The sequence below is a fragment of the Pantoea sp. SGAir0418 genome (assembly GCF_043529865.1).
The window spans coordinates 651,085-671,287 of sequence record NZ_CP027911.1 but is presented as its reverse complement, the minus strand read 5'-3'; the positions used below and the strand labels follow the sequence as shown (position 1 = coordinate 671,287).

The window sequence follows — 20,203 nt, the reverse complement described above, 5'->3', positions numbered from 1 at the left end:
TGCTATTTATTGAGATATATCAACAACATATAAAAGACTGGAAACATCATAGCTACCGCACGAGCCAGGTAAAACCTGCCCGTGAGCATGCAATCACAATCCATTTGTTAATGTCTGACGGAAGTTTACAGAAGCCTGACAAAATTTCAACGCGCCGCTAGCAGAGGAAATTAGTTCAGTAAAGGTTAACAAATATTTTTAATGCAAATTTGCGTCACTTTTGCCCGTAAACCTAAGACTATTCTTAGCAATCCATTAAAACTGTGAAAGATTGTAAATGAAAGATGAAATTTTGCTCGCGCGATCATTAAAAATTGTCATAAAAAAAATGGCGCTGAGCGGCACGCATTTTGTCTGCGCGCGATAAAACCCAGGCAGGCGGTGAAAAAGGGGTGATAAAGACAAACTGGCAGTGAAAAAAACCAGCCAGGCGGACCAGGCTGGTTTAATTCGCTAAAATAGCAGGTATCGGGATTGTTAAGCAGTCAGAATAGATTGCAGCTCAGGCAAGGTTTTCACCTGCCAGGTGGGCGTGATGTGCGCCGGCAGCGGACGCGTGCCGTGATCGATCCAGCAGGTTTTCACGCCGGCATTCATACCACCGAGAATATCCGATTCCGGCGTGTCGCCGACCATTAATACCCGGCGGCGATCGGGATTGCCCAGCAGCTGCAGCGTATGGTCAAAAATCGCCGCGTCCGGCTTGGGTACGCCCACCTGTTCGGAGATCACCAGCGCGTCAAAGTAGTCACGGAAACCGGTGCGTTCAAGGCGCGCCTGCTGCAGCGCCGTAAAACCGTTGGTGATGATGGCGATTTTTACCTTGCCCTTGAGCGTATCCAGCAGGCGGGCTGCGCCATCAAGCGGCAGGCAGATCTCGGCCATCGCATTAAGAAAGTCGCTGTTAAGCACTTCCGGCGCCACGCGCAGTTTTTCGCCCCACAGCGTGAAGCGGCGCGTCTGGAGCTGTAACGCTGAAATAGTGCCGTTCTGGTAATCGACCCACAGCGGTTTGTTGACGGCCTGATAATCAGCGTAATCCTGATCGCTGAAGTGCACGTCGTAGCTGGCAAACATGCGCTGCAGGCCGGCGAAGGCGTCAAAGTGGAAAAGTGTGTCATCCGCATCGAACAGGATGCAGTCCCAGTCGTTTAACATAGTGCCCCTTTTGAATAACGTCAGAGCGTGAGCGCCATGATGATGGCATCCTCGCGCCCGCTGGCGGTGGGATAGTAGTTTGGCCGCACGCTGACCTGATGAAAATCCAGCTGCTGATACAGCGCAATGGCGGGCTGATTGGAGGCGCGTACCTCCAGCCACAGCGTCATCACCGCACGCTGCTCCAGTTCGGCAATCAGCTGCTGTAGCAGCTGACGCGCATAGCCGCGGCGCTGGAACGCGGGATCGACCGCGATGTTGAACAGCGACGCTTCATCCAGCACCACCTGGGTGATGGCGAAGCCGGCCAGCTGGCCGTCCGCGTGCAGGCAAAGATTGACGTAACGTTCGCCCTGATTGCTGGCAAAGGTCTGCTCGCTCCACGGAAACGCATGCGCGCGGCGCTCGATCTCCAGCAGCCGCGGCTGTAAATCAGGGGTGATGAAAGAGATGGCTGTCATGGTTACACATCTGTTGCCACAGCGCGCGTTTGGCCGCGCCGCTGCCGATTAATTCATTGAAAACGGCGCTGGTGAACGTGATGCCGTTAAAAGGATGATCGCTGGTCACGCCCAGCAGCCAGCCAGCACAGTCGACCTGCTCTGGCAGCATCGGCAGCTGTTCTGGCGTCAGCGTCATTACCTGCCCCGGCTGAATGCTCAGCGTCCGCAGAACGTCGCGCACCAGCGGCTCCTGCAGATCCGGCGCCTGCTCAGCGACCAGTACCAGCCGCGTGTCCGGCGTTAGCGTGACGGCAATTTCGCCTTGCAGCACGCGCGGACGTCGCAGCTGATACTGCGTAATCCCCATTTGCTGTAGAAGCCAGTCGCGCCTTGTGCTCATGCTGTTACCTGTAATCCTGCCAGAATGCGACGCTATGCTAGCAAACCCATCGAACATGCGCCAACAAAGCACTATAATCGCCGCTCTGATTTAACAGGAGCGTTCCATGTCTGCTTTTACCCCGGCCAGCGAAGTGATTCTGCGCCACAGTGATGAATTTACCGCCCGCCACGTACTGTTCGCCGGCGACCTGCAGGATGACCTGCCCGCCCAGCTGGAGACCGCGTCGAGCCGCGTGCACACTCAGCAGTACCATCACTGGCAGAACCTCAGCCGCCGCCTCGGTGAACGGGCAGTGTACGGGCTGGTGGCCGGTGCGGCCGACGTAGCCGGTTGCGACACGCTGGTCTATTTCTGGCCGAAGAACAAACCGGAAGCGCAATTCCAGCTGCAAAACCTGCTGTCGCTGCTGCCGCTGGGCTGCGATATTTTTGTCGTCGGTGAAAACCGCAGCGGCGTGCGCAGCGCTGAAGGCATGCTGGAGAGCTGGGCCACGCTGGAGAAGATCGACAGCGCGCGCCGCTGCGGGCTGTATCACGGTCAGCTGACGCAGCAGGCCAGCTTTGACGCCAGCGCGTTCGGCAATCGCTATCAGCTGGACGATCTCACCATTCATACCCTGCCGGGCGTGTTCAGCCGCGACGGGCTGGATATCGGCAGCGATCTGCTGCTTTCCACGCTGACGCCGCACACCAAAGGCAAAGTGCTGGATATCGGCTGTGGCAGTGGCGTATTAGCCGCCGCGCTGGCGCAGCATTCGCCGAAAGTCCGGCTGTGGCTGTGCGATGTGCACGCCGCCGCCATCGAGGCGAGTAAAGCCACGCTGGCCGCTAACGGTCTGGAAGGCGAAGTGTTTGCCAGTAACGTGTTCTCAGACGTCAGCGGCCGTTTTGATCTGATCATCTCTAACCCGCCGTTCCATGACGGTCTGCAAACCAGCCTTGATGCCGCCCACACGCTGATTCGCGGTGCGGTGAAGCATCTTAACAGCGGCGGCGAGCTGCGCATCGTGGCCAACGCCTTCCTGCCTTATCCGCAGGTGCTGGATGAAACCTTCGGTAACCATGAAGTGCTGGCGCAGACCGGCCGCTTCAAAGTGTATCGCGCCGTATATGGCCGTGGCGCGAAAGCGCGCTAAGCGTAGTAGAACCCGCGATGCGACGGGGAAAACGTTGCTTTTTGCAGCAGTCGTTTCACCGTCGCAAAATATGTGTTGACGCAATGAGTAAAATCTCTAAAATGCGCCTCCGTGGTTAGCAATACTGTAATGTATTGCAGGCAGGCGAAGGTGGCGGAATTGGTAGACGCGCTAGCTTCAGGTGTTAGTGTCCTTACGGACGTGAGGGTTCAAGTCCCTCTCTTCGCACCAATAATCACAGAGTTTATATCGCGTGCACTGCGCGAAGGTGGCGGAATTGGTAGACGCGCTAGCTTCAGGTGTTAGTGTTCTTACGGACGTGAGGGTTCAAGTCCCTCTCTTCGCACCATGCGGTGATATAAACAGACAACTACGATGCGAAGGTGGCGGAATTGGTAGACGCGCTAGCTTCAGGTGTTAGTGTTCTTACGGACGTGAGGGTTCAAGTCCCTCTCTTCGCACCAACGTTGTCACACTTCTTCTGCAGTACATCCCTATTGATTGTTACCGCTGCTATCACGCCTTTGCGTGATATTGTCGTTTCTGCTCGCCGTTAAATGACGTGAAAATTCACTGAGATAGCCGCCAGACCGCCAGCCAGCGCCAGGCAGGAAGGCAGCAGCAGATAATGACGCAGACGATGGTGGAACAGCATCACCACGGTAAGCAGCAGTGCAACGATCATCACTAAGCGCCACTGGCTGAAACTCGGCTCCCACAGTGCAAACACCGGCATGGCCGCACAGGGCAGCAATACGCCCCATCCGCTATCCAGACGTTTTCCCATCACCCAGCTTACGCCCCACAAGCCGCAGGCGGCCATCATCGCCATGATCATCGCGCAACCCTTCAAATGATAAATATTCCTATTATCATATGACAATACTTCTCATCTTGCAGCGAATTTTTTGCCCTGCCCGCGCCGGATGACAGAATTACTGGAAAATGATAGATTGCCGCCGATAACTATTTTGATAACACAGCAAAAACGTGCTCACTATCCGCGTTGTGGGATTATTTCCTGCGGGTAGCGCTTTGATATTTCAGGGCTGTCACGAGTAATAATAATGAAATTACAATCTTATGATGAGTTGAAACACAGCAAGTATCGGCTGTCGCTGATGCTATTTTTGTTTTTGAATGTCGCCGTTTCGCTTTTTTGTCTGCTGCCGTTTTTCGGCACGGATAATCCCATCAATTCGCTGCCGGTGACGCTGGTGGCGGGCTTTAGCACCACGCTGCTGGCGCTATGTTTAATCGCGCCGAATCTAAAATTCCCGTTATTAAATCCTGTCGCATTGCTATTAGGCGCGCTATGGGCCTGGCATATCAATCATCGTTACCATCTGGTGTTTTATTTTGACGGTAGCTTTTTAATAATCAGTCTGCTGAGCGTATTTTTTATCAGCGCGATTGCCCTGAGTGATTATTTGCTTGCGTTCTGTTTACATATTACGCCACCGGTATTAACCGTACTGTTACTGGATGATGGTCAGCATTTAATGACCATTCTGTTCACCATTACGCTGCCGCTGATCGGCTTCTCGCTGCACCACTTGATGCGCCGCCGCTTCGACACCTTCACCCTGCGGCTGGTGCGCCAGCTGTATGAGGAGAAGCAAAGTTTTAGCGATTTGAGCATGCTCGATCCGCTCACTGGCCTGTATAACCGGCGCGGGCTGAAGAACCGGCTGGATACCATCATGGAAAATCATGCCGGCAGCCACTTTGTGCTGCTGCTGGATATCGATCACTTCAAGGCCTACAACGATAACTACGGTCATGCCATGGGCGATCAGGCGCTGGCGCGGGTGTCGGTTGCGATTCGCGATGCGGTGCGCTCGCGCGATGTGGTGACGCGCTACGGCGGCGAAGAGTTTCTGGTGCTGATGACCAACGTTAACGCCTCGATTGCCATGAAGCTGGCCGAACGCATCCGCCAGTACGTGGTTGATCTGGAAATTCCCCACCGCTTCAATGATAAAGTCTCGACCCACGTGACCATCAGCGCCGGTATCGCGCCGATTTTCGCAGAAGACTTCGACCAGGCGGTGGCCAACGCCGACCGCGCGCTGTATGTGGCGAAGAATCAGGGACGTAACACCATTCTGGCGTGGGAGGATTTACCGAAGCTGGCGCCGGTAAGCAGCGATCTGGTGTAAGCGGTGCGGCGACAACGCCGCGCCCGCTCCGGGGGATTTCACGCAAAATGCGCGGTGGCCAGGCAGTGAGCGCTGCTGGCATCTTGCTCAGTGAATCGGGAACGATTATCATTTGTTTTTCGCTTCCCGTTTCACTCAGGAGCCGCATGGCCATCATCACGCGTCAGGATCATCGCTTTAGCGCGCATCCGCTGATCTTTATGCAGAGCGATCGCAGCTTAGCCAGCGCGCTGGAAGATCTGATGTGCGACCAGCGCAGCTACATGCGGGAAAACGTGAAGCTGGGCCAGCCGGCCCCCGCAGGAACCCTGACGCTGGCCGAATGGTCCACACCGTTTCACTATCGCCGCCTGACGCAGCGCTACAGCGACTATCTCTATCGCCACCATCCCGATGTTCCGCAGGAAGCCAAACCGCTGCAGTCGCTGTGGGCCCAGTGGTATTTTGGCCTGCTGCTGCCACCATTAATGCTGGCGCTGCTGCAGGAGCCGCGCGCGCTCGACTGCTCGCCGCAGCGCATCCACGTTGAGTTCCACGAAAACGGCCATCCCTGCGCCTTCTGGATTGATGTGCAGGAGGATGAGGATGCGCGCTATCTCACTCCGCAGCAGCGTATCGAACGCCTGATTCAGCACAGCCTGATCCCCGCCGTCAACGGCATGGCGCAGCACGGTGACATCAACGCGCGGCTAATCTGGAACAACTTAGGCTTCTCGTTTTACTGGTTCCTCGGCGAACTGCAGCAGCAGCTGCCTGCGGCTACCCGGCATCAACTGGAACAGGCGCTGTTTTTCAGCAAATCCCTGTCCGACGGCAGTGATAATCCGCTGTATCGCACCATGATCCCGCGCAACGGCGCGATGGAGCGCCGCAGCTGCTGCCAGCGCTATCGCATTCCGGACGTCGAACGCTGCGGTAACTGCACGTTAAATGCCGTGTAAGCGCGGCGTATTCTGTTACAGATTCTCCGTTTCTCCCGTTTACAGCTTTCCCGCCTTATGGCAGCTTTTACGCTCTGTTTTTACCGGAGAAAAAAATGAGCCTGGAGTCGGTACGGCACTTCTTTGCCGAACACGCACCGGATATCGACATCATCGAGATGCCGGAAAGCACTGCCACCGTAGAACTGGCCGCACGCGTACATGGCGTGACGCCGGGGCAAATCGCCAAAACCCTGTCGCTGAAAGTGAAAGAGAGCGTGGTGCTGATTGTCACACGCGGCGACGCCCGGCTGGATAACCGCAAGCTGAAGGCAGCGCTCGGGGCAAAAGCGCGCATGCTGAGCGTGGATGAAGTGGTGAACTGGACCGGCCATCCGGTCGGCGGCGTGTGCCCGTTCGGGCTGGAAAATCCGCTGACCGTCTATTGCGATGTGTCGCTGCGCAGTTTCGATGAAGTGTTACCTGCGGCCGGCTCGATTCATAGCGCGGTGCGCATTTCGCCGCAGCGCATGGCTGAGCTCACGGCGGCGAAATGGATTGACGTCTGCGAAGCGCGTTAACGCGTCTCTTTCGCCACCGCCCCGGATATTTCGATGCCGCGCGTCTCGCGGCCAAACGCCACGAACACGCAAATCAGCACCGCCACCGTGCCGGCGACAATCGCCATGCCCAGCCCGTAGTTACCGCCGTGGGCTTCGGCGATGCGTGACTGCAGCGTGGCGTTGACCGAAGCAATTAAATTCCCCAGCTGGTAAACGAAGCCTGGCAGTACCGCACGCGCATTGGCCGGCACCAGCTCGGTCAGGTAGGTCGGCACCACGCCCCATGCGCCCTGCACCATAAACTGCATCAGGAACGCGCCGATACCAATCGCCCAGGAACCGCTGGAGAACGCCCACAGCGGCAGCACCGGCAGCGCCAGAAACGACGCCAGCATGATGGCTTTTTTACGCCCGATGCGCTCGGACAGCGAGCCGAACGTAATGCCGCCGAGCATCGCCGCGATGTTATAGCCGATGGCGATAATACTCACCGTGTGGGCGTCAAACTGGTGCTGCACTTTCAGGAACGTCGGGTAGAGATCCTGCGTGCCGTGGCTGAAGAAGTTAAAACAGGCCATCAGCAGCACCATGTAAATACAGATTTTCCAGTGCTGGCGGATGATGGGCAGCAGCGCGTGATTCTCTTTACGCTCGCGCGCCGCCAGCCATACCGGCGATTCCGGCACTTTAAAATAGATAAACGGCAGCAGCAGAATCGGCAGCGCGCCAATCAGGAACATGCCGCGCCAGCCCACCTGTTCGAAGAACAGGCCAAACACTATCGACGCCAGCAGATAGCCGCACGGATAACCGGCCTGGAAGATGCCGGACATCAGGCCACGCGAACGGTCGGGAATGGTTTCCATCGCCAGCGAAGAGGCCACGCCCCAAATACCGCCCATCGCCACGCCGTAAATCACGCGGAAGGTCAGGAAGGCAGCAAAGTTGGGTGACCATGCCGACAGCAATTCAAACAGCGAAAACAGCACGATGTTGAGCATCAGGATCGGCCGGCGGCCATATTTTTCCGCCAGCCGGCCAAAGATCAATGCGCCCACCGGTCGTACGGCCAGCGTCAGCATAATGGCAATGGAAACATCGGAGACGCTGGTGTTGAAGTAGCGCGCAAGATCGCTGAGCACAAACACCAGAATAAAGAAGTCGAACGCATCCAGCGTCCAGCTGGCGAAACTGGCGAAAGCCACGTTGCGCTGGGTCGCAGTCCAGTTAAACATAAGGGTATCCTGTCTGATTGCTTCCGGCTCGCGGCCAGATTTTTATTGGAACGTTATCCAGCGAATGGTTGCACTGGTTATTATTGTGTTAACCATTTGTATATAGCATGTCAGAAAGGCGCCGCGCGGCGGGGAATTGTCAGCGAGTGATTCGCGATGTAAGGAAGCGTGTCGGCAGGAAAGCGGCGCACGGTACTCCGGCCGGGAGACCGCGCGCCGCAGCAAAATCTCAGCGTTTCAATCCGTTGAACGTCTGCTCAATCACTTCCAGCAGCAGCGGATTGTTTACGTTCTGCATCACATGCACCAGCGCGCCCGCGTCCGCCGGCACGCCGACGTCCAGCCGCAGCGGCGTGCGGTAGCGCCAGGTCTTGCCGCGCGTGGCACCGGGACGCAGCTCGATATCGACGTGATAATCCACGCCGTCCGCCACGCGCTGGTTGAGCAGCCAGGCAATGACCAGCGCATCGTGGATCCAGCAACCCGGCAGATGGCGGGTGCGGATGGAGTAATCAATCCACGGTCGCAGCGTTTCGCGCACAAACTGCGGCAGTGGATGATCGCAGGCGGTCAGGCGCGTGAGATCCTGATGGGTCAGCAGCGTCTGCGTGGTGGCATCCATTGGCACCAGCGTGATGGTGGCGCCGCTGTGCAGCACCTGATGCGCCGCTTCCGGATCGAGGCCAAAATTGGTGTCTTTGATGTAGTCATCCAGCGCAAATACGCCGCCCATGATGACGATCTCCGCTACGCAATCCGCCATCTGCGGATAGCGCTGCAGCGCCTGCGCCACATTGGTCAGCGGGCCAATCGCCACCAGCGTAAACTCGCCGGGATTGTCGCAAATCAGCTGGCCCATCACGCCCGCCGCATCGTTGCCGTCCGCTGCCACCGTCTGTGGCTGACGCACGCCGCGCCACAGTTCGCCCAGCGCCGGGTCGGCGACGTTATCCAGCCGCGCGCGCCACGGCGCCGGATCTTCGCGCAGCGCCTGCAGCGCGCCCTGCACTACCGGAATGTTCAGTCCGAGCCGCTGCAGCAGATCTTTAGCCACCCGCGCTCCCACCGCGCTCGGCGTGTTGCCGCTCACGGTGGTGATCAGCTCAACGGCCAGCGCGCGTGACGCCAGCGCTAAGGCCAGTGCCAGCCCGTCATCGGTGTTAGCGCCAGCAATACCATTCCCCGGATCACAATCAATAATTAGTCTTTTCATAATGTTATATATTTATTTTTGTTGAGATAGCTGGCAGCCACAGGACTCACCGATCTCCAGATAGTGAGGAAATTCGGCCAGCTGCGCCTCACCATGACCGTTTTTCAGCATGGCGATGGCGCTGCGTGCCATTTCGCGCAGCGGCTGGCGCACGGTGGTGAGCGTGGGCACATGAAAGGCCGACTGCTCGGTACCGTTGAAACACACCAGCGCGACATCGTGCGGCACGCGCAGACCGTGTTCGGACAGCGCGCGGATACAGCCAATCGCCTGCCCTTCGTTACTGGTAAACAGCGCGCGCGGCACCCGGCCGCTGGCAATCATGCGCTGCCCGGCGTCGTAACCGCCCTGGCGTGAATAGCCGGCCGGAAAAATCAGCGCTTCATCTACTGTCAGCCCGTGCTGCGCCATGGCGTCGCGCCAGCCCTGAATACGATCCTGCGCGTTGAGCATCTCGCGCGGACCGCTGATCATGCCGACCTGCTGATAGCCGTGGCTGAGCAGATGCGCCGTGACCTGACGCGCCGCTTCACGTTCGTTAACGCACAGCATGCTGACGCCGGGACGCGGTTCGATGCGGTCCAGCATCACCAGCGGCGTTCCGCTCGCCTGGATGACATCAATATAGGGATGGCGATCGACGCTGGTGTAAAACAGGCCATCAACCTGACGATTCAGCAAACCCTGGATCAGCTCCAGCTCGCGCTGGCGATCGTCGCCGGCATCGCCCAGCAGCATTACGTGGCCGTGGTTCAGCGACTCCTGCAGCAGCACGTGCGCCATTGAGGCGACAAACGGGTTTGCGATATTCGGCACGATCAGGCCAAAGGTTTTGGTACTGCCGGAGGCCAGCGCGCGCGCCACCGCATTCGGGCGATAGCCGGTTTGCTGGATGGCGGCCAGCACGCGCTGACGCGTGGCTTCGGCCACCGGACGCGGTCCGTTGTTGATCACATAGCTGACCACCGCCACCGAGGTTCCGGCGGCTTTGGCGACGTCACTGCGTGTCACATTTCCGGTTGGGGATTTCGCCAATATTGCCTCTGCGTTAATGCCGCTGGCCGGGAGTACCGGCCAGTGTAATCAAAGAATGTTGCACGATCCTGCGCGTCAGATAGCATCCTCCGGCAGATTCAGATCGCGTCCGCGCGTTTCCGGTGCCACGAAGGTGGTGAGGAAACCGATGGTCGCCATGGCCGAGAAGTACACGGCAATCGGCCACCAGTGGCCGGTAAACGACAGCAGCGCCGCCGCCACCAGCGGTGCGGTGCCTCCTGAAAGGATAGACCCCAGCTCTTTGGCAACCGCCATTTTGGTGTAACGGTGTTTGACGCCAAACATCTCCACGCCCCACGCAGCCTGCACACCAAAGATGCCCAGCGACGCCAGCGCCATCCCCACCACAATCACCGGAATCACGATGGCTGGCTCGCGGCTGTCCATCAGGCTAAAGGCGGGCCAGGCGTAAACCATCAGTAACAGGCAGAAGCCGCGATAGGTGATGCGTCGGCCAAAGCGGTCCGACAGCCAGCCGGCAAACGGGATGATCAGGAAACCGAGCAGCGAGGCGATGAACACCGCGGTGGTCGGCACCGATTTGTCCAGCATCAGCACTTTGGCGACGTAGCCGACGATAAAGCCCTGTGCCAGATAGGACGGGCCGTTCTCACCGATGCGCAGGCCCACCATGGTCCAGAAGGCGCGGCTGCGCTGCCAGAAGCTGCGGCTGTCGGGTTGCGTCGCGCTTTGCGCCAGCGTTTCTTGGCGCTGCGCCTGCAGTTCCGCCTGCTGACGCTCAAACACCGGCGTTTCACGCAGATGACGGCGAATCCACAGCGCGACCGCAGCAATCAGCACGCTGCTGAGGAACGGAATACGCCAGCCCCAGTCGAGCAGCGTGGCTTTATCCATCTGAATCACCGCCAGCCACACCAGCGACGCAATCAGCGTGCCGCTGTTGGAACCAAGCGCAATCACCGACGACACCAGGCCACGGCGCTCAACCGGCGCGTATTCACCCAGCATCACCGTGCCGCCCGAGAGCTCTGCGCCGGCGCCCAGCCCCTGCGTGAAACGCAGCAGCACCAGGCAGGCCGGCGCCCACAGGCCAATCGTTGCATAGGAAGGAATCAGGCCGATCAGCGTGGTCGAAGCGCCCATCAGAATGATGGTGCTGATCATCACTACCTTGCGGCCCTTGCGATCGCCAATCCAGCCAAACAGCAGCGCCCCGATCGGGCGCGCAATAAAGCCGACCGACCAGGTGGCAAAGCTGGAGAGCAGCGCCATCGCCGGGGTGGCTTCGGGGAAGAATACATCGCCAAAAATGATGCCGGCAGCGAGGCCATACAGGGCGAAATCCGCGTATTCCATCGCGGTGCCCAGCCAGCAGGAGAAGGTGGCGCGCCAGAAATCTTTGCGCCCGGAGGTGGTTTCCAGCCGCGCATCGGCGGCGGAAGCGGGTGAACCTTGTTGCGTAACGGAATGATGTACCGTCATAACCATTTCCCTGAAAGAGGTGAAAACAGTAAACGCCCATCCGTGGGTCGGTTCCCTTGCAACAAGCGGAACTCCCCGGTGGCGACGTTCAGTAGGCAAACCTGGATGAAAGGTCAGTAAGGAATTCCCTGGTGTTGGAATTCATCTATTTGCCTGATTTCGCCGATGTTTTTTTCATCGATCGCATTAGTACGGCAAATGTAACTGGGTCATCTCAAGGCCAACTTCGTCTCTGGCACCGTGAGTTGTCACTGTGAAGACAGTCTATCTACGCGCGTAGATAAATCAAGTGATCAACAGGAAAATAATTAACTTATCTTCACAATGGTGCAGGATAAAAAGATAAAAACGGCGTTAATTCATGACATTACATTACAGCCAGCGTCATTAAAAAATCCACGCACGCTGCGTGATTAACGACTATTGCTTATCATTGGCAAAAACGGCGACCAAACTTTCACCGCGCCGTTTTCGCACATTTCAGTTAAGTTTTGATGACACCCGGGCATTATTCTTAAAACCGCCCGGGCCGCGCGAAATCCTGCGCGCCTGCAGTAGACTGGATGACCTTCACTCAGGAGCATCATGACCATTATCCTCATGCGACACGGCAAGCCAGACCATCCGGTAAGCGGGCGCTTTACGGCGCGGGCGCTGGCGGACTGGTGTGAAGGCTACGACCAGGCGGTGATTTGTGATGCGCCGCCGCCGCGCAGTATGGCGATTGCGCGCATGGCCAGCGTGATTGCCTGCAGCCCGTTGCCGCGCGCGCGTTCGTCGCTGGCGCGGCTCGGTCTGCAGGCGCAGGACGTGGATGAGGTGTTCAGTGAAGTGGCGATGCCGCTGCTGCCGTTCGCGCGCCTGCATCTGCCGCTGACGCTGTGGCTGGCGCTGCTGCGCCTGCTGTGGCTGTGCGGTTACGCCGGACGCGTGGAATCAGTGCAGCATGCCCGGCAGCGCGCGCAGCGGGCGGCAGACAAACTGATAGCCCTGTCGCAACAGGGCACGGTGCTGCTGGTGGGCCACGGTATTATGAACAAACTGATTGCGCGCCAACTGCGCAAACGCGGCTGGCAGGCAGAAAAACACGCCAGCAGCCGCCACTGGAGCAGCGCGATTTATCACCGGCCGTTTATTTGATGGCGGCCTTCGCACTCAGGACGATAGCTGAAAGTAGCTCAGGACTTCGCAGCCGGTGCCAGCCTGCGGCGTGGCGATGACCTTCATCTGCGTCAGATCGATCAGGCTAAGCGAACCGTCACCCTGATTAGCGATCAGCAGGCTGCGGTTATCGGCGCTAAAACAGCCATCCATCGGCTGATTGCCGACCGCAACGTCACCCAACGGATTAAGCAAGTCGTCAAACAGCGTCACCACTCCTTCCCCGTCGCCAATCGCCACCAGCCGCTCACCGTTGGCGCTGAAGCGCACCACCTGGCACGGCTGCTGATGGCCGGGCAGCGTGATGCGCTGGCGGATACGATGGCTCTGACGATCCACCACGTACAGCAGCGGCGCGTCTGCCGCGCTGGCCACCAGGTAAGGGTGCTTTGGCGAGGCGGCAATGCCGGCAATCGGTCCCGGCAGCAGGATGTTATCAATGATGCGCCCTTCCGCCTCGCACAGATCTACCACCGTGATGCTGGCATCCTCTTCGTTTTCAGTAAACAGCTTGCGGCCGCTGGGCGACAGCGTCAGCCGGTGCGCGTTGTGCGACGGCAGCCGGATAGTTTTCTCCAGCGTGTCGCTGTGCGGATCGATCACCGCCACCGCGGCACTGTGTTCACAGCACAGATACACTTTGCCATCGCGTCCCAGCTGGCCGCTGTGCGGCGCCTTGAGCGGTGACAGATCGATAAAGCCGCGAATCTGCCGGCGGCGCAAATCGATAATTGCCACCTTGTGCCCCGGATGCGGATTGTCGCCGTGGACGCCATCACCGTAGATCGGCACATACGCCTTCTCCAGCGCGGGCAGCATCAGCAGCTCATGCGGTCGCGGCGGTAAGGCATTCAGCTCCTGCTCAACGGCGAAGCTGTCGGGATTGAGAAACAGCACGCGGTTGCCCTGCTTATCAACCGCCAGTAACCCACGCTTGTGTGGCTGCATAGTGTCTCCTTTTTTTCGTTGCCTGCTCTAAGCGTAGCTAACCTGCCTCCGCGTTGGGCAAGCGGCGGCGAGGCCAGAGGAAAATACAGCGCGGTTAACGGACCGCCGATCGCTCATTTTTATTCCGCGCCGCAGCCTGCGCCTGCAGAGGGTTATTTTATTAGGAATAGTCTTAATCGAGCAAAAATAAAAAACGCCGTCCCCCATCATTTTATTGATACCTCTTTTTAGCCATCCCGGATCCCGGCGTTTCCGGTAAATCTGAAAGCGAAAAAAATTCGTAGCCTTGCCGCTGCGGATCGATTATTAAGCAAGGGTAGTCTTTTTACACACAGCCGTCAGGACACATAAGCGCGCTCAAGCCGCCAGCATCAGGGAATCTTTGCTCCCCATAATCACAATAATCAGGTGCATCATGACAAAAAAACGTTTCCAGCCAGCCCTTACGCTCTGGCAACACTGGCAGAGAATCGCCTTCACCGGCCAGACATTACTGCAGAACAAACAGCATACTGCGCTCTGCGCGCCGGAATATGATCCCAGCGAAGAGGACAATATCGTGTTGCTTTCGGGTGAGAAAGCGCTGCCGGAAATACCCAAAAAAATCTGGATGTACTGGGACAATGAATATTTACCGAAATCGATGGCGTTAAATATCCAGCAGCTGCGTCAGGATAATCCCGACCATCAGGTGTATGTATTAAACCGTTTAACGCTTAAAGAAGTCCTGCCGGATTTTATTTTTACCTCGACACAATTAAGCGAGCAGCAAAAAAGTGAAGTCATTCGCCTCGAATTATTATTACGCTACGGCGGTATTGCGATTGACTGCAGCACGCTGTTATTTGAAGACCTGAGCTGGGTGCACCGTGCGCATCAGGAACGCCGCATGGATGTGATTGGCTATTACCGCGAAATTGCCACCGTCAACTATCTGGCACCGGTGATTGAAAACTGGTTTCTCGCCGCTGCGCCCAATAATCCTTTTATTCGCGAGTGGCAAAAACAGTACGCGCCGATCAAGCATCTGGGGGCGCACAACTATTTTAATGAGCTGGCAAAGCGCGATGATTTTGCCCTGCTGACTCAGAAAATCGCCGAGCCGGCACAGCAGCTGGGTTCGCTGGCGCAGCAGGCGGCGATGCGCGAACATCGCCGCGTGAACCTGTATCTGCGTAAATGCGAGGCCAACGCCTATTACTATCAGCGGCTGAGCAACTGGCAAAGTGACGCCTTTGCGCACACGGTGCTATTCCATCAGCGCCCGCATACGCCGCCGCCGGTGATCAAGCTGAGCGGCATTGAGCAGCTGCATCTCGACTTCAATCTGCGTCTCGGTAACTATAACCGTCGCAGCCTGCTGGGAGCGATGATGCAGCCTAGTACACCGCTCAGCGCGCCGCTGGCCTCACCCATCAACAAAGCGCGTGCGTAGCCAGTGGATAAAGGTGGTGACGGCACGCGGCACCTGCGCTGCGTAGGGCCGCACCACCCACAGGCGGTCGGCAAAGGCATCGACCGCCTGCCACTCCGGCAGCACCTGCTGCAGCGTGCCGCTGGCCAGCGCCGCGCTGGCGCTAAAGTCTGGCAGCATAGCAATGCCCAGCCCCTGCAGCGCAGCGTCACGAATCGACTCGCTGTTATTAGTGGCGAAATTACCCTGAATCTTCACCTGCACCGTTTCGCTGTCATCGCTGTGCAGACGAAAGCGCCACTGCGGCGACTCCAGCCCGCGCGGATAATAGAGGCAGTTATGCTGCTGCAGCGCCTGCGGCGTATCTGGCGTACCGTGACGGGTCAGATAGTCCGGCGCGGCCACCAGCAGCGTGCGCGTTTCACACAGCGGCAGCGCGACGTGCGTTTCCGGCAGCTGCTGACTGTGGCGAATGGCGAGATCGAATCCTTCGCTGCCCAGCGACACCAGCCGATCGCTGACGTTGAGCTGCAACCGCACCTGCGGATAGTCGCGCAGAAAGTCGCCGATAATCGGCACCAGCTGCTGCCGGGCAAACGCTACCGGCGCGCTGATGCGCACCAGACCGCGCACCGGCCCGGCTTCGTCACGCACGCTAAAGAAGCTCTGCGCGATGCGCGCAAACGGCTCACGCAGGTCGTCCACCAGCTTTTCACCGGCCGACGTCAGCCGCACGCTGCGCGTGGTGCGCTGCACCAGCGCCACGCCCGCCATCTGCTCCAGCTCTTTGATTTTCTGGCTCATCGCCGCTTTACTGACATCCAGGCGTTCAGCCGCGCGGGTAAAACTGCCCTGTTCCGCCAGCACCGTCAGCCAGTGCAAATGCACCCAGAGTGCATCGGTTTTAATTTCTTTCATCATGATTGTTCAAAATAATAAATAATCATTTTAATCAGCGCGCTTTTTCTTTCCGGCAGCAAGCGGCAGCATAGCGTTTCATCCTACTCTTTCCGCGTGGGCAAAAACGAGGATTTATTGATGCCGTTACTGACTTTTGATGTTATTCAGGGCCGTTCTGAAGCAGAGATTCGCACCTTACTCGACGCCGCGCATCGCGCGGTACTCACGGCATTTAAGGTTCCGGCGCGCGATCGTTATCAGATTGTTCATGAAAACAAGCGTTATCAGATGGTCTTTCAGGATACCGGGCTGGGCTTTACGCGCAGCGACAATCTGGTGATGGTGCGCGTGTACACCAGCCCAAGAAGTGAAGAACAGAAAACGCACTTCATGGCAGAGTTAGCGCGCGAGCTGCGGGAGAATTGTGGCGTGCAGGGCAACGATCTGATGATCAGTTTTATCACCAACAGCAAAGGTGACTGGAGCTTTGCCGACGGCGAAGCGCAGTATCTCACCGGTAAGCTGTAACACCCGCGCCCGCCCTGGCTGGCAGCAGCGCTGCCGGTTGCTGCCAGACTAAATCAGACTCCGCCTAAACCCGCCTTAAACGATTCGCAATGCATCGCACAAATCTGGTTGGATGTGTTGCAGCCCTGTGACAGCCAATATAGATTGACGCAAAACCCCCGCAGAGGGCCGCAGACGCAGGTAACGCGTTCTTTTTACTTAATGTGAGGATCTGCCGTTGGAGTTGCTTTCAATAGTGCTCTTTTTGGCTGCGATCGCAGTCTATTCGTATAAAGCCGGGCGAAATAAATTCTGGTTTATCCTGATCTTGCTGCTGCTCACCCTGTTCATCGTGCTCAACGCCACGCTGTATGCCAGCAACTATTTTACCGGCGATGGCATCAACGATGCGGTGCTCTATACCCTGACCAATAGCCTGACCGGCGCGGGCGTGAGCAAATATGTGGTACCGGCGCTTGGCTTGATCATCGGCCTGTTTTTACTGTTTTGTTTTCTCTCCTGGGTGCTGCGCCGGCATAAACGTCCGCATCATCTCGGCTGGAGCCTGCTGGCGATCGCCTGTGCTGCCGGCTCGGTGCAAACCACGCCGGCGTTTCGCCAGGTAAAAGAGCTGATCGCTTCTCACGCGCGTCAGGCCGATTCGGATTTCGAAACCTATTACAAAACGCCGAACAAGCAGATTAACGCGCCGAAGCTCAACCTGGTGTATATCTACGGCGAAAGCCTTGAGCGCACCTACTTCGATCAACAGGCTTTTCCCGGCCTGGCACCGGAACTGAGCCGCGAAAAAGATCACAGCATTGACTTCAGCAACACCGAGCAACTGCCCGGCACCGATTACACCATCGCCGGCATGGTGGCGTCGCAGTGCGGGATTCCGCTGTTTGCGCCGTTCGACGGCAACGCCTCGGCTTCGCTTTCCAGCTTCTATCCGCAAAATATCTGCCTCGGCGATATCCTCAAACACTCCGGCTATGAGAACTGGTTTATTCAGGGCGCAGACCTGCGCTTTGCCGGTAAAGACACTTTTTTGCTGTCACACGGTTTTGACGCCGCCAACATGTACGGCTCGCAGGAGCTGAAGAGCCGCGTCGCCGACCCCAGCTACCGTAACAACTGGGGCTTTTACGACGATACGGTGATGGATGAAGTGTTTGAAAAGTATGAGGAGCTGTCGCGTCAGCAGAAACGCTTTGCGCTGTTTACGCTCACCGTGGACACCCATCATCCGGACGGCTTTATTTCGCGCAGCTGTCAGCGCAAAAGTTACAGCTATGACGGCAAACCCAATCAGTCGTTTAGCGCGGTGGCCTGTTCCCAGGAGCACGTGGCGCGCCTGATTGCCCGCATCAAAGCCTCGCCGTGGTTTAAAAACACCGTGATTGTGGTGAGTTCCGATCATCTGGCGATGAATAACACGGCGCATCAGTATCTGATCAAGCAGCCGCGCCGCGATCTGTTTATGGTGATCCGTGGCGATCAGCCGCAGGCCGAGGTGCTGGACGGCAAGCGCAGCACGCTGGATAACGGCGCCACGGTGCTGGATATTCTCGGCGGGGATAACGCGATTGGCCTTGGCCGCAGCGGGCTGTCTTCGGCCTCGCTCTCCAGCCAGTTCGATGACATGGCGAAGAAGGTCACGGCGTGGAAAGCCGATATCATTCAGCTGTGGAATTTCCCCAGCCAGATGAAGACGTTCACCATCGACCAGCCCAAAAATACCTTTAGCTTCTCGGGCGCGACGTTCAGGCTGCCGATCCTGTTCCGCGTATCCGATCATCAGGTAGAGCCGCTACCGGAAGGCGAATACGCCGCGCCGCTGCGCTTCCAGCTGGCCGATTTTGCCGCCAGCGATAAGTTTGTCTGGGTCGATCGCTGCTTCAAAATGGGCCGGCTGTGGCAGCCGGCGCTGGCGCTGTCGACCAATCTCTGTCTGGCGATGGGCCAGACCGGCGGACAGCCCACGGTGACGCGCATTGACCAGCCGGTGTGGCAGGGCAAAGCGCAGTTCCCGCAGGTGAAAGTCAGCGCGGAGACCTATCAGCTCAACGAACAGCAAATGCGCATCGAGGATAATGCCATTCGCTACCAGGCGGACAGCTTCCTGCTGACCGTGCCGGGCGCGCCGGCCAGCGTGAAGCGCTTTAGCGGTATTTCACGGCCGGAAAGCTGGGGACGCTGGTCGAACGCCAACCTCGCGCCGGAGGTGAACATTGAATATGTCGATCCGCTGCCGGCGCGTTTTGACGTAGTGATCACCGCACGCGCCTATGGGGCTAACGCCCATCGACCGATTCCGGTGCGCGTCGGCGAGCAAGTGCAGCAGCTCAATCTGGGTGACGCGTTCTCCACGCAAACGCTGCATTTCACCAACCCCGGCGCCAGCCGCAACCTGATCATCACGCCGCCAGAACCACAGCTGTCTAATCTCGGCAACATTACCGGTCAGGATCCACGCAAACTCGGTATCGGCATGGCGGAGATAAAAATAATTCCGCAGCCCGAAAATTGATAGAAATGCGTGCCAGACCAGGGCCTGCCAGCGTGCAGGCCCTTTTTATTGCCGCTTAGCGTTACTCTTTGTACGAATTGATATTTTTCGAGACGTCGCGCAAAATCCACATCATCACATGGTGCAACTATCACCACCTGGATAACCTTGCAGGCAACAGGAAAGGCGACCAGGAGCAACAGGGATGATACCGACGATGATGAACACCCATAAGGCATTCAAAGCGCTGCAGCAGGCGGGCGTGGCCGATCACCAGGCCGAAGTGATGGTCGACATTTTTGCCGAAATGCAGCAGGAAAACAGCCTGACCAAAACGCACCTTTCGCAGGCCATGGAAGGCGTGATGCGGGCAAATCACGCCACCGCGCAGCGTGTCGATAAACTGGCACAGAGCCTCAGGCATTTTGAAAATGAGGTCCGCCATACGTTTAAAGCCATTGAGCTGCGGTTTGATAACGTCGATGAGCAATTCCGGAAAATTGATCAACGCTTTGAACAAATCGATCAACGCTTCGAAAAGGTGGATGCGCAATTCAGATCAATCGATAAACGCTTTGAAAAAGTGGATGCGCAATTCAGGACAATCGATCAGCGTTTTGAACAAATCGATGAACAATTCAGGAAAATTGATCAACGCTTTGAAAAGATGGATGAGCAATTCAGGAAAATCGCTCAACGCTTTGAACAAATCGATGAGCAATTCAGGAAAATCGATCAACGCTTTGAACAAATCGATGAGCAATTCAGGAAAATCGATCAGCGTTTTGAACAAATCGATGAGCGATTCAGGCAAATTGATAAACGCTTTGAAAAGATGGATGAGCAATTCAGGCAAATTGATAAACGCTTTGAAAAAGTGGATGAGCGCCTGCTGGATCTCGACCATCGCATGCAGCTCGGTTTCAATGAGCTCAAACGCGATAATCTCTGGCATCGGCGGCTGATGATGGCGATGGCAAGCGCCTTTGTGTTGTCAGCCGCCAAATATATTTTTGCCGGTTAGCCGGGT

At 57.3% G+C, this 20,203-nt stretch carries 19 protein-coding genes and 3 tRNA genes; 12 read left to right on the top strand and 10 right to left on the bottom strand.

Going from position 1 to position 20,203, the window contains the following annotated elements:
- Window positions 1-477: 477 nt before the first annotated feature.
- From yjjG to C1N84_RS03095, 3 genes are read right to left on the bottom strand one after another with little or no spacing between them, the layout of a single operon-like run.
- Entirely contained in the window at window positions 478-1,158 is a 681-nt protein-coding gene (yjjG, locus tag C1N84_RS03105; protein ID WP_021506777.1) for a pyrimidine 5'-nucleotidase, read from the bottom strand.
- Window positions 1,159-1,178: 20 nt separating this feature from the next.
- Window positions 1,179-1,619 (bottom strand): ribosomal protein S18-alanine N-acetyltransferase, encoded by a 441-nt coding sequence (gene rimI / locus C1N84_RS03100; protein ID WP_058776442.1) that lies wholly within the window; start codon window positions 1,617-1,619, stop codon window positions 1,179-1,181.
- Entirely contained in the window at window positions 1,591-2,001 is a 411-nt protein-coding gene (locus tag C1N84_RS03095) for a DNA polymerase III subunit psi (RefSeq protein ID WP_264441987.1), read from the bottom strand. The genes rimI and C1N84_RS03095 overlap by 29 nt, the downstream gene beginning before the upstream one ends.
- Window positions 2,002-2,107: 106 nt before the next feature.
- Between C1N84_RS03095 and rsmC the strand changes: the two genes are divergently transcribed.
- The 4 genes from rsmC to C1N84_RS03075 all read left to right on the top strand — a co-directional run bounded on the left by rsmC (window position 2,108) and on the right by C1N84_RS03075 (window position 3,603).
- Window positions 2,108-3,139 carry a 16S rRNA (guanine(1207)-N(2))-methyltransferase RsmC gene (rsmC, locus tag C1N84_RS03090; RefSeq protein WP_058776440.1) on the top strand — a complete coding sequence of 344 codons (1,032 nt, stop codon included), beginning with the start codon at window positions 2,108-2,110 and terminating at the stop codon, window positions 3,137-3,139.
- A gap of 144 nt (window positions 3,140-3,283) precedes the next feature.
- Window positions 3,284-3,370 (top strand) — tRNA-Leu (locus C1N84_RS03085).
- A 31-nt stretch (window positions 3,371-3,401) separates the two neighbouring features.
- Window positions 3,402-3,488: transfer RNA gene (locus C1N84_RS03080), tRNA-Leu, on the top strand.
- 28 nt (window positions 3,489-3,516) lie between these two features.
- Window positions 3,517-3,603: transfer RNA gene (locus C1N84_RS03075), tRNA-Leu, on the top strand.
- Window positions 3,604-3,692: 89 nt separating this feature from the next.
- On the opposite strand, the gene C1N84_RS03070 is transcribed toward C1N84_RS03075, so the two are convergent.
- Entirely contained in the window at window positions 3,693-3,977 is a 285-nt protein-coding gene (locus C1N84_RS03070; protein ID WP_058757170.1) for a DUF1435 domain-containing protein, read from the bottom strand.
- Window positions 3,978-4,206: 229 nt separating this feature from the next.
- On the opposite strand from C1N84_RS03070, the gene C1N84_RS03065 reads away from it, so the two are divergent.
- The 3 genes from C1N84_RS03065 (at window position 4,207) to C1N84_RS03055 (ending at window position 6,802) form a co-directional block, all read left to right on the top strand.
- A complete protein-coding gene (locus C1N84_RS03065) occupies window positions 4,207-5,301 on the top strand; it encodes a GGDEF domain-containing protein (protein WP_021506772.1) in 1,095 nt (364 codons plus the stop codon).
- A 146-nt stretch (window positions 5,302-5,447) separates the two neighbouring features.
- On the top strand, window positions 5,448-6,242 hold the full coding sequence (fhuF, locus tag C1N84_RS03060; RefSeq protein WP_222951628.1) for a siderophore-iron reductase FhuF: 795 nt from the start codon (window positions 5,448-5,450) through the stop codon (window positions 6,240-6,242).
- A gap of 95 nt (window positions 6,243-6,337) precedes the next feature.
- A complete protein-coding gene (locus C1N84_RS03055; RefSeq protein WP_058757173.1) occupies window positions 6,338-6,802 on the top strand; it encodes a YbaK/EbsC family protein in 465 nt (154 codons plus the stop codon).
- Here C1N84_RS03055 and C1N84_RS03050 read toward each other — a convergent pair.
- The 4 genes from C1N84_RS03050 to C1N84_RS03035 all read right to left on the bottom strand — a co-directional run bounded on the left by C1N84_RS03050 (window position 6,799) and on the right by C1N84_RS03035 (window position 11,731).
- On the bottom strand, window positions 6,799-8,019 hold the full coding sequence (locus C1N84_RS03050; protein ID WP_021506769.1) for an MFS transporter: 1,221 nt from the start codon (window positions 8,017-8,019) through the stop codon (window positions 6,799-6,801). The genes C1N84_RS03055 and C1N84_RS03050 overlap by 4 nt on opposite strands.
- Window positions 8,020-8,248: 229 nt before the next feature.
- The gene (locus C1N84_RS03045) at window positions 8,249-9,232 is read right to left on the bottom strand and encodes a nucleoside hydrolase (RefSeq protein WP_166711096.1); all 984 of its coding nucleotides are present in this window, start codon (window positions 9,230-9,232) and stop codon (window positions 8,249-8,251) included.
- A 12-nt stretch (window positions 9,233-9,244) separates the two neighbouring features.
- The gene (locus C1N84_RS03040; RefSeq protein ID WP_394541729.1) at window positions 9,245-10,267 is read right to left on the bottom strand and encodes a LacI family DNA-binding transcriptional regulator; all 1,023 of its coding nucleotides are present in this window, start codon (window positions 10,265-10,267) and stop codon (window positions 9,245-9,247) included.
- Window positions 10,268-10,342: 75 nt separating this feature from the next.
- Complete coding sequence (locus C1N84_RS03035) at window positions 10,343-11,731, bottom strand: MFS transporter (RefSeq protein WP_394541728.1); 1,389 nt, start codon at window positions 11,729-11,731, stop codon at window positions 10,343-10,345.
- Between the two features lie 585 nt (window positions 11,732-12,316).
- On the opposite strand from C1N84_RS03035, the gene C1N84_RS03030 reads away from it, so the two are divergent.
- The gene (locus C1N84_RS03030) at window positions 12,317-12,871 is read left to right on the top strand and encodes a histidine phosphatase family protein (RefSeq protein ID WP_021506764.1); all 555 of its coding nucleotides are present in this window, start codon (window positions 12,317-12,319) and stop codon (window positions 12,869-12,871) included.
- Window positions 12,872-12,886: 15 nt separating this feature from the next.
- Here C1N84_RS03030 and C1N84_RS03025 read toward each other — a convergent pair whose 3' ends face one another.
- Window positions 12,887-13,840, bottom strand: a complete 954-nt coding sequence (locus tag C1N84_RS03025) for a YncE family protein (RefSeq protein ID WP_262257144.1) — start codon at window positions 13,838-13,840, stop codon at window positions 12,887-12,889.
- Window positions 13,841-14,255: 415 nt separating this feature from the next.
- Here C1N84_RS03025 and C1N84_RS03020 point away from each other — a divergent pair, with 415 nt between their 5' ends.
- Window positions 14,256-15,275, top strand: coding sequence for a glycosyltransferase family 32 protein (locus C1N84_RS03020; protein ID WP_264441984.1), 1,020 nt, complete (start codon window positions 14,256-14,258; stop codon window positions 15,273-15,275).
- On the opposite strand, the gene C1N84_RS03015 is transcribed toward C1N84_RS03020, so the two are convergent.
- Window positions 15,249-16,172 carry a LysR family transcriptional regulator gene (locus tag C1N84_RS03015; protein WP_021506761.1) on the bottom strand — a complete coding sequence of 308 codons (924 nt, stop codon included), beginning with the start codon at window positions 16,170-16,172 and terminating at the stop codon, window positions 15,249-15,251. The genes C1N84_RS03020 and C1N84_RS03015 overlap by 27 nt on opposite strands.
- Window positions 16,173-16,292: 120 nt before the next feature.
- On the opposite strand from C1N84_RS03015, the gene C1N84_RS03010 reads away from it, so the two are divergent.
- The 3 genes from C1N84_RS03010 (at window position 16,293) to C1N84_RS03000 (ending at window position 20,197) form a co-directional block, all read left to right on the top strand.
- Window positions 16,293-16,682, top strand: coding sequence for a tautomerase family protein (locus C1N84_RS03010; RefSeq protein WP_058757180.1), 390 nt, complete (start codon window positions 16,293-16,295; stop codon window positions 16,680-16,682).
- Window positions 16,683-16,893: 211 nt separating this feature from the next.
- Window positions 16,894-19,194 (top strand): phosphatidylglycerol--membrane-oligosaccharide glycerophosphotransferase, encoded by a 2,301-nt coding sequence (opgB, locus tag C1N84_RS03005; RefSeq protein WP_394541839.1) that lies wholly within the window; start codon window positions 16,894-16,896, stop codon window positions 19,192-19,194.
- Between the two features lie 184 nt (window positions 19,195-19,378).
- Window positions 19,379-20,197: an AAA family ATPase gene (locus tag C1N84_RS03000; RefSeq protein ID WP_104093736.1), complete on the top strand. Its 819-nt coding sequence runs from the start codon at window positions 19,379-19,381 to the stop codon at window positions 20,195-20,197.
- Window positions 20,198-20,203 lie beyond the last annotated feature (6 nt).